The organism is Stenotrophomonas pictorum JCM 9942 (assembly GCF_001310775.1).
Taxonomy (GTDB): domain Bacteria; phylum Pseudomonadota; class Gammaproteobacteria; order Xanthomonadales; family Xanthomonadaceae; genus Stenotrophomonas; species Stenotrophomonas pictorum.
The window spans coordinates 1-8,754 of the sequence record NZ_BAZI01000096.1 but is presented as its reverse complement, the minus strand read 5'-3'; the positions used below and the strand labels follow the sequence as shown (position 1 = coordinate 8,754).

Here is an 8,754-nt window from a genome sequence, read left to right as displayed (position 1 = left end):
CCAGTCCCGGGGCGGCCTGTTGTCGGAAGCGGAGCTGGCGGCAGTGGATGGTCGGGGCGATCCGGCCACGATCCTGCGTCCTGCAAGTGGGTCGACGCCATGAGTTGTCCAACCGGGAGCGCGCGTTGATGGCGGGCACGGTGCGGCGCGGAGGCCAGATTGCCTGGGCGGGACTCAAGCTCGGCGTCGCCGTGCTGCGCCTGCGCCGACGTGCACCCGACCTGCTTCCGGCATACGTCAGCACCACACTGGTGGGGTTGGGCACCACCTTCGTCAAGCTGGGCCAGGGCTTGAGCCTGCGCTGGGACCTGCTGCCGGCGCCCTATCGCGAGGCGCTGTCGCGATTGCACAGCGATGTGCCCCCCTTCCCGGCGGAGGAGGCCATGCGTATCGTCGAACAGGCGTTTGGCGCGCCGGTCGGCGAACTTTTCGCCAGCTTCGATGACAAGCCCCTGGCCGCGGCTTCAGTGGCCCAGATCCATCCAGCGCGCATGCATGATGGTCGCGATGTGGTCGTCAAGATCACCCGCCCCGGGATCCATGCCCAGGTGCAGGCGGATCTGCTGCTCCTGCGGCGCACGATGCGCGTCGCCCAGTGGATCTGGCCGCCACTGAAACGCCACCGGCCGCTCGAACTGGTGGACGAACTAGGCGCATTCCTGCGTGACGAGATCGACATGCGTCACGAGGCGCAGAACATGCGGCGCATGGCCAAGGTGCTGGATGCCCTGCCCGGCATCACCCAGCCGCACGTCGTCGAGCCGTATGCCACCCGCAACGTGCTTGTGCAGGATCGAAGCCACGGGACCCGTCTGGAGGCCGCGTACGGCACAGCGGCCGCTCCCGCACTGGCAAGGGCGCTGCTCGGTGCCTACGTGCATCAGCTCTTCGGCGCCGGCGTCTTCCATGCCGACCCGCACCCGGGGAATCTGTTCTTCTTTGACGACGGTCGCCTGTGCCTGCATGACTTTGGATCGATCGGCGTGCTCGACCCTGCATCCCGGCTCGCGCTCGGCGGCATGGTCGAGGCCATTGCGGCCGACGACGCCGAGGGCGTGCTGGATGCAGCGATCGCCATGGGCTTCTTCCCGTCGCAGGTCGACCGCCGCTCGCATGTGCGCGAGATCCACCTGATCCTGGCCGAGATGGCCAGCCGTCCGCTGGCGCAGTGGTCCATTGCCGAGGCAATCTGGCGCGTGGCACGCATTGGGCAGGGCGCTGGCTTCCGGCTTCCGGCCCACCTGCTGTCCCTGATCCGGACGCTGTTCCTGGTCGAGAACACGCTGCGGGCGCTGGATCCGAATCTGGACCTGCTGGGGACGCTGTCCGCGCAGGCGGCCGCGATCGCCGACATTGCCGAAGCCAGCCGCCCCAGCGGCAACAGGCCGCTTGCCATGCGGCTGGCCCGCACTGCGCGCCAACTGCCACAGATCGCCACCGACCTGTTGCGGCAGGCGCAACTGAGCGACGGACGACCCGCCTTCTCCGTACACCACCATGGCCTGAGTTCCACGCAGGAGGCAATCGCGCGCACGGGCAACCGGCTGGCGTTGGCCCTGGTCACCTTGGGCCTGTACGTAAGCGGTGCGCTGTTGAGCCTGCATTCCGACGGCCCGCAAGTGTTCGGTCACATGCCTTTCCTGGCTATGGTGGCTTTCGCTGCTGCGGGATTGCTCTCACTGCGGCTGGTGATGGCCATCGCCAGATCGGGACACTTGTAACAGAACACTGATCTATCTCCCCGCTGGTGCCCGGCGCATCAGTGCATCCAGGAAGGCAGACCCATGACGCAACACAATCATCATCATCAAGATCATCAGGCGCACGGCGAGCAACCGCCGCATCCCCGCACGGGTGCTGAAGGTGACGTCCATGCCGGGCACGACAAGCATGCCGGCCACAGCGTGGCGAGCTTCCGCGACAAGTTCTGGCTCACGCTGCTGCTGACCATCCCCACTCTGATCTGGAGCGGGATGATCCAGCATTGGTTCGACTACACCGCACCACAGTTCCCGGGGTCGGCGTACATCCCGGCGGTGTTCGGCACGATCGTGTACTTCTACGGCGGCTCGCCGTTCCTCCGCGGCGGATACCACGAGCTGAGAAATCGCCTGCCGGGCATGATGACGCTGATCTCGCTTGCGATCACCGTCGCCTTCCTTTACAGCGCGTTGGTCACGCTCGGCGTTGTCGAGGGCTTGGACCTGTGGTGGGAGCTGGCGACGCTGGTGGCGATCATGTTGCTCGGCCACTGGATCGAGATGCGTTCGATCAACCAGGCACAGGGCGCTCTCAAGGAACTCGCGAAGCTGCTGCCTGATATGGCGGTGCGGTTGGATGAGGCCGGTACCGCGAAGGAAGTCCCTGTCGCGGAACTGAAGCGCGGCGACCTGCTGCTCATCAGGCCCGGCGCGAGCATTCCCGCCGACGGCGTCGTGAAGGAAGGGACCAGCGCCGTCAACGAAGCGATGATCACCGGCGAGTCCAAGCCGATGGACAAGTCGACGGGCGACCGGGTGATCGCCGGCACCGTCAACGGACAGGGCTCGTTGCGTGTCGAGGTGACGGGAACCGGCGACGAGACCGCGCTCGCGGGTATCATGCGGCTCGTCGAGCAGGCCCAGACGTCGCGCTCGCGCGCCCAGGCCCTGGCGGACCGGGCGGCGTTCTACCTCACGATCATCGCCATCGTCTCCGCCGCGGTTACCGCCATTGTCTGGCCACTCCTCGGTCGACCGTGGAGCTTCACGATCGAGCGCGTAGTGACCGTGCTCGTGATCGCCTGTCCCCATGCGCTGGGTTTGGCCATCCCGCTGGTGACCGCCATCTCGACCACGATTGGCGCACGGAACGGCCTGCTCGTGCGCGATCGACGCGGCCTGGAAGAGGCCCGTTTGCTGAACACGGTCGTGTTCGACAAGACAGGCACGCTCACGCTCGGTTCGCACCGCGTCGTGAAGACCACTGCCGCCGATGGACTCACCGACGACGAGGTGCTTCGCGTGGCCGCGTCGGTCCAGCGCGACGCTGAACATCCGATCGCGCAGGCGCTGATGACCAGCGCCAAGGAACATGGCATCGACGTTCCGATGTCGCAGGACTTCGAGTCCATGCCGGGACGCGGCGTGCGCGCAGTCGTCGAGGAGCGCTCGCTTCACGTTGGCGGGCCGGGTCTGTTGAGAATGCTCGCGGTCGAACCGCCGGAGACGCTTCGGCGGGCTGCCGAATCAGCGGCAGCCGATGGTCAATCTGCAACCTACCTGGTGGAAGGCGACCGGGTGCTCGCCGTATTTGCGATCGCGGATGCCATCCGTCCCGAATCGTTCGACGCGGTCAAGCGGCTGCACGACGAAGGACTGGAGGTTGTCCTGCTGACGGGTGATTCCACGGCGGTCGCAAACGCGGTCGCGAAGGAACTCAACATCGACACCGTCTTCGCCGAGGTATTGCCCGAGGACAAGGTGGCAAAGATCGAGGAGCTGCAGGCCCAGGGCAAGCGCGTCGCGATGGTGGGTGACGGTGTCAATGACGCTCCGGCGCTGCTCACGTCCGACGTCGGCATCGCCATCGGCACAGGGACGGACGTCGCGGTCGAGGCCGGCGACGTCGTACTCGTGCGCAGCGACCCGCGCGACGTGCCTGCGATCATCGAATTGAGCAAGGCCACCTATCGCAAGATGATCCAGAACCTGTGGTGGGCCGCCGGCTACAACATCGTCGCCATCCCTCTCGCCGCTGGCGTTCTCGCCGCATGGGGGATCCTGCTGCAACCTGCGCTTGGGGCAGTGCTCATGTCGCTGAGCACCGTCGTTGTGGCAATCAATGCGCAGTTGTTGCGCCGGGCGGTGCGGTCCCCATGAACATGATTCGGGGACACCTGTGACCACGCGCCGGCTTCTTGCACTCAACGTTGGCTCGTCCACCCTCAAGGGCGCGTCCTATCTGTTCAACACTGAGGGACACGGCGCGCAGTCTCGTCTGCTCGAGCGCTCCCGGGCCGAAATTCCAGTCGGCGTGGATGCGCAGGAGCGCCTTGCCACCCTGCTCGAGGCATTGTCGGAGCCGTGGCCCAGCCCCGACGTGGTGGTGCACCGAATCGTACATGGCGGTGACCTTCACGACGCCCGCGAGCTCGACGAAACCGTGCTCGCGAAACTGGATGCATTGGTGCCGTTCGCACCCTTGCACCAGCCGGTAGCCCTCGCTTTCGCGCGTGCCGCGCGCATGCGTTGGCCGCACGCGCGCCAAGGCGTGGCCTTCGACACCGACTTCCACGCGTCGCTCGCGCCCTGGAGCCGGCGCTTGCCTGTCCCTGAAGCATGGGATGCGCTGGGCATCCGCCGCTACGGTTTCCATGGACTCGCCTTTGCCTCCGCGCTCCGCATAGTGGCCAGCCACGACGCTGGAATCCTGAAGGGCCGCGCTGTCTTCGCGCATCTGGGGGGTGGCTGCAGCGTCTGCGCCGTCGAGGGCGGCCGCAGCCGCGACACCACCATGGCGCTCACTCCGCTGGGTGGAATCCCGAGCCCTACCCGCTCCGGAGATCTCGATCCCGGCGCGTTGCTGTATCTGCTGAGGCATGAACGCCTGGATGCGCAGGCGCTTGAAAACGGCCTGTACCGCAGTGCAGGCCTTGCCGGAATCGCCGGCCATGGCGACATGCGCGTGTTGCTGACGGATCCCGGCCCGCAGGCCCAGCTTGCCGTGGAGCTCTTTGCAGTCCGGATTGCGCAGTCCATCGCGGCCATGGCCACGGCAATTGGCGGTCTCGACCATGTCGTCTTTTCCGGCGGCATCGGCCATCGCGCGCCGGTTTTGCGGGCTCGCATCGTCGCGCGACTGGCCTGGCTCGGCCTGGCGCTGGCACCTGACGTCAACGATGCTGGAGCCACGCGGATCGACCGCGGGGGCGGGCCGAGCATATGGAACGTCGCGATCGATGAGGAGCGCGAACTGGCTGAATCGGCACTCGCCTGGCTGTAGCCACGACACGCCCCAAGGGTCGGCTCCGGTGGGGAATCACTCCTCGATCCGTGACGACGTGAGCACCGCTGCGAATCCACCACCGGGGGTGCGCATGTTCGTGGTCTGGCCCTGGTACAGCCTGGCCGCGAACAACAGGACACCCGCCTCGGACGCGAAGCAGCGCACATCCGCCTTGAGGGACTGGCCCCCATGCACGATCCGCATGCTCGGTGGCGCGAAGGCCTGTGCGATGTAGGTCGCCGACGCCATAGACGCCCAAGTCCGCCGGGTCAACTTGTCGCCCCGATAACTCCCACGGCTGCCAAACCCTGCTGCAGGCTTGAAGAAATATCCGTTGCGCACTGCCCACAACGCATCCCGGTTCGCGGGCACGAGTTCGACCGTGGGCGGGATCACCTGGCCCAGCAGTGCCGTCGAACCCGCATCGACCCCGAACCCGCCGAGCAGAGCCGGGTCCCCGAGCACCGCAAGGTTGCGCTTGTCGGCAAACAGCGCGTGTGCTCGGGGATGCGGCATCAGCGCGACGTCCCCTGCCAGGTAAGCCTCACGAATGTCTGCATGCGAGGCATCCTCGAGCGCGAAATCGGTCAACCGGTTGTAGACAGTGTCGATTCGACCGTGGGCATCCTCAAGCCCGTCCGAACCAAACGACAAATCCTCGGGAGCGCTGATCACGCAGTCCACGCCATGGTCCCGAAACGCGTTCGCGTACAGCACAAACTCGGGGTAAAGGAACTGCGCTCGCGGAGTGCTGTCCACGATGGCCAGGCGCGACGGCGTGCGCCCGGATTGCTGCCGAGCATCCTCCATCCAGGCCGTGACGGCCGCATCACGCGCTTGGGCCGCGTTGGTCCAGGTGGCCCATGCTGGCGGCGCGCAAGACCGCACGGCATCGAGCAACAAGGCATTGAGGAGCAGACCGCCTGGATTGGTGTTGACCTCGATCAGCCGCGGGCCATCGACCGTCAGGTGAAAGTCCAGACCCAGGACGCCCCCCGCCGAACCCGGATCATGGGTTGCAATGTCAGGGGCCCATTGCAGGACCCGTTGGCTATATCCCGGGTTTCCTGCGACGTCGAAGACCGCCGCCGCGACTCGTCCCATGGCCTCCAACGCGGGCCGATCAACGAACAAGGCATAGGGTGAAAATAAGTGCGCGTGTACGGCGGGATCAGTCGTGAACTCCGGAAAGGCACCCCGGATCGACTCGTGCAGACGGAGGATGTCGACCACTTCGCATGCACACCGCTGGTTGAGCGGCGCGCTTTCCAGGGTGGCACAGTCGATCTCGCAGCCTGTCTGTCCAACTATTATCGGAGTCCGCGGTTCAACCACAACAGGGATTGTTCTGTTGGATCGGTGGACATGGCACTGTTCCGAACGAGCAGAACACACAGCAGTCGCCTTGATGCGGACGCAAAACCGCTCCACAGCCCGTGCACTCATAGAAGAATTGACACGCTGTGATGGGCATTGTCTCGGTCGCCCGATGGCCGCACTCCGGGCAGGTCAAGATGCTTTCCAGCTTGACGTCACTCACCGCCAGTCCGCACCTTGGCCGGGAAGCCTGCTTCCGTGACTGCACGCGCGATTCCGGCTGCATCCGTCTGGCTCGATTCGAACGTCACCGTGACTGTTTCAGCCCGGGTGTCCACCTTCACATCGGCCACGCCCGGCACCTTCTCCAGCGCCTTCCTGATGGTGATGCCGCAGGCGGGACAGGTCATGTTCTCAGCATCGAGCATCACTACGGTTGCGGGCGTCGCAAGAGCGGCACCGACCGACAGAGCAGCCACCAGGGCCAGTATCCACTTGTGCATCGCGCCTCCTACAGAATCCAGACGATGTAATAGGGAAACAGCAGCAACAGGACGATGAGGGCTGTCGCCAACCAGAGCCAACGTCGCCTGCGTCGCAGAGCGTCCGGGGCGATGCAACTGCCATCCACACCGCACCGTGCCGCCGGTCGATACAGCATCCAAAACGCCACGGCCAAGGACAGTACGGCGGCGGCGCTGAACCAGGGCCTCAAGGGATCGAGAGCTGTCAGGGTGCCGATCCAGGCGCCACTGATGCCCAGCAGGACCAGCACCAGCGGCACGACGCAGCAGACCGATGCGCCAATGGCGGCGATGCTCGCGCCAACGATGGCTGGAACAGACGATTTGGCCGGGGTTGTTTGCATCAGAGCATACTAGCCTCTGTACCTAGGTACGGAGTCAAGCCGTGCGTCCGAACACGTTTACGATCAGCCGGCTGGCGGCGGCGGCCGATGTGCACGTCGAAACCGTGCGCTACTACCAGCGGCGTAGGCTGCTGCGTCAACCCGAGCGACCCATAGGAGGCGTGCGTCGTTACGACGAAAACGATGTCAATCGGCTTCAGTTCATCCGGCGCGCTCAGATGATGGGATTCAGCCTCGACGAGATCGCTGGCCTGCTAGAGATCACAGGCGAAGGTTCTTGCGAGCAGACCCGTCAGCTGACCGAGCGAAAGCTCGTCGATGTCCGTCTACGAATCCGCGAGCTGCGACAGCTGGAGAGGGATCTCGAACAGAAAATAGCGCGGTGCGCCCAAGTGCCGGCGGGAGAGTGCTGCCCAACCCTCGATTTTCTGGAGCGGCCAATAAAGCCAGCTGCGACAGGCAGTTAGCTCACTTTCGGCCCGTTTTTACACGAATCCCTGCCGACCCTCTACATGGACGGGCTGTGGCAGTGCAGCGACCTGGTCGGGCTGATCCAGCTGCTGGTGCGCAACCGCGACCTGCTCGACGGCATGGAAACCGGCAGCGCGCGCCTGGGCGGGCTGGCGATGAAGGCCCTGCATGCGCTGCGGCGCAATACCCGGGAAGGCAGCCGGCGCAACATCGCCGCCCACTACGACCTGGGCAACGCGTTCTTCGGCCTGTTCCTGTCGCCGGACCTGATGTACTCCTCGGCCTGCTGGGAAGGCGCCGAGGACACCCTGGAAGCGGCCTCGACCCGCAAGCTGGACCTGATCTGCCGCAAGCTCGCCCTCGGGCCGGATGACCATGTGCTGGAGATCGGCACCGGCTGGGGCGGCTTTGCCCTGCATGCGGCACGCCACTACGGCTGCCGGGTCACCACCACCACCATCTCGCGCGAACAGCACGACCTGGCCGCCCAGCGCATCGCCGAGGCCGGGCTGGGTGGGCGCATCACCCTGCTGCAGTCGGACTACCGCGACCTCACCGGCCAGTACGACAAGCTGGTCTCGATCGAGATGATCGAGCGGTCGGCGCCGATTTCCAGGACAGCTACTTCGGCCAGATCGGCCGCCTGCTCAAGCCCGACGGCCTGGCCCTGGTGCAGGCGATCACCATCGAGGACCACCGCTACGAGCAGGCGCTGAAGTCGGTGGACTTCATCAAGCGCCACGTGTTCCCGGGCTGCTTCATTCCTTCAGTCAACGCGATGCTGGCCTCCAAGACCCGCAGCAGCGACCTGGCGCTGATCGCGCTGGAGGATTTCGGCCTGTCCTATGCGCGCACCCTGCAGGCCTGGCGCGAGCGCTTCCTGGCCCAGCTGCCGGCGGTGCGCGCGCAGGGCTTTGACGAGCGTTTCATCCGGCTGTGGGAGTTCTACCTGGCCTACTGCGAGGGCGGCTTCCGCGAGCGCTCGATCGGCGTGTCGCACCTGGTGATGGCCAAGCCGGGCTGGCGCCCGGGCGTGGTGGAGCCGGCATGAACAACCTGGCCATCCTGCTGGTCTACCAGGCCACCTGGTTTGCCGCGGTGATCGGCGCCGG

General features: G+C 65.7%; 8 protein-coding genes and 1 pseudogene. 5 read left to right on the top strand and 4 right to left on the bottom strand.

The annotated features are described in order from the left end of the window. Positions 1-128 precede the first annotated feature (128 nt). From JCM9942_RS06965 to JCM9942_RS06955, 3 genes are all read left to right on the top strand, one after another. The gene (locus JCM9942_RS06965) at positions 129-1,721 is read left to right on the top strand and encodes an ABC1 kinase family protein (protein WP_017355174.1); all 1,593 of its coding nucleotides are present in this window, start codon (positions 129-131) and stop codon (positions 1,719-1,721) included. Positions 1,722-1,784: 63 nt separating this feature from the next. After that, complete coding sequence (locus tag JCM9942_RS06960; RefSeq protein ID WP_082316348.1) at positions 1,785-3,860, top strand: heavy metal translocating P-type ATPase; 2,076 nt, start codon at positions 1,785-1,787, stop codon at positions 3,858-3,860. 19 nt (positions 3,861-3,879) lie between these two features. After that, a complete protein-coding gene (locus JCM9942_RS06955; protein ID WP_036196077.1) occupies positions 3,880-4,983 on the top strand; it encodes an acetate/propionate family kinase in 1,104 nt (367 codons plus the stop codon). A gap of 36 nt (positions 4,984-5,019) precedes the next feature. Here JCM9942_RS06955 and JCM9942_RS06950 read toward each other — a convergent pair whose 3' ends face one another. The 4 genes from JCM9942_RS06950 to JCM9942_RS06940 form a co-directional block, all read right to left on the bottom strand. After that, positions 5,020-6,219 carry a hypothetical protein gene (locus tag JCM9942_RS06950; RefSeq protein WP_017355170.1) on the bottom strand — a complete coding sequence of 400 codons (1,200 nt, stop codon included), beginning with the start codon at positions 6,217-6,219 and terminating at the stop codon, positions 5,020-5,022. A 94-nt stretch (positions 6,220-6,313) separates the two neighbouring features. Continuing rightward, on the bottom strand, positions 6,314-6,589 hold the full coding sequence (locus tag JCM9942_RS20070) for a GDCCVxC domain-containing (seleno)protein (RefSeq protein ID WP_465251337.1): 276 nt from the start codon (positions 6,587-6,589) through the stop codon (positions 6,314-6,316). Beyond that, positions 6,519-6,806: a heavy-metal-associated domain-containing protein gene (locus JCM9942_RS06945; RefSeq protein ID WP_017355169.1), complete on the bottom strand. Its 288-nt coding sequence runs from the start codon at positions 6,804-6,806 to the stop codon at positions 6,519-6,521. Before JCM9942_RS06945 ends, JCM9942_RS20070 begins: the two co-directional genes overlap by 71 nt. An 8-nt stretch (positions 6,807-6,814) precedes the next feature. Continuing rightward, positions 6,815-7,171 carry a mercuric transporter MerT family protein gene (locus JCM9942_RS06940; protein WP_017355168.1) on the bottom strand — a complete coding sequence of 119 codons (357 nt, stop codon included), beginning with the start codon at positions 7,169-7,171 and terminating at the stop codon, positions 6,815-6,817. Between the two features lie 41 nt (positions 7,172-7,212). On the opposite strand from JCM9942_RS06940, the gene JCM9942_RS06935 reads away from it, so the two are divergent. After that, entirely contained in the window at positions 7,213-7,638 is a 426-nt protein-coding gene (locus tag JCM9942_RS06935) for a MerR family transcriptional regulator (protein ID WP_017355167.1), read from the top strand. 42 nt (positions 7,639-7,680) lie between these two features. After that, positions 7,681-8,693 (top strand): annotated as a pseudogene (locus tag JCM9942_RS06930) (class I SAM-dependent methyltransferase); the annotation flags it as partial. Positions 8,694-8,754 lie beyond the last annotated feature (61 nt).

Bases quoted from the DNA above. Each gene is read 5' to 3' on its own strand.
- JCM9942_RS06960 (WP_082316348.1), top strand. From the start codon at position 1,785: ATGACGCAACACAATCATCATCATCAAGATCATCAGGCGCACGGCGAG.
- JCM9942_RS06940 (WP_017355168.1), bottom strand. From the start codon at position 7,171: ATGCAAACAACCCCGGCCAAATCGTCTGTTCCAGCCATCGTTGGCGCG.
- JCM9942_RS06945 (WP_017355169.1), bottom strand. From the start codon at position 6,806: ATGCACAAGTGGATACTGGCCCTGGTGGCTGCTCTGTCGGTCGGTGCC.
- JCM9942_RS06965 (WP_017355174.1), top strand. From the start codon at position 129: ATGGCGGGCACGGTGCGGCGCGGAGGCCAGATTGCCTGGGCGGGACTC.
- JCM9942_RS20070 (WP_465251337.1), bottom strand. From the start codon at position 6,589: ATGCAGCCGGAATCGCGCGTGCAGTCACGGAAGCAGGCTTCCCGGCCA.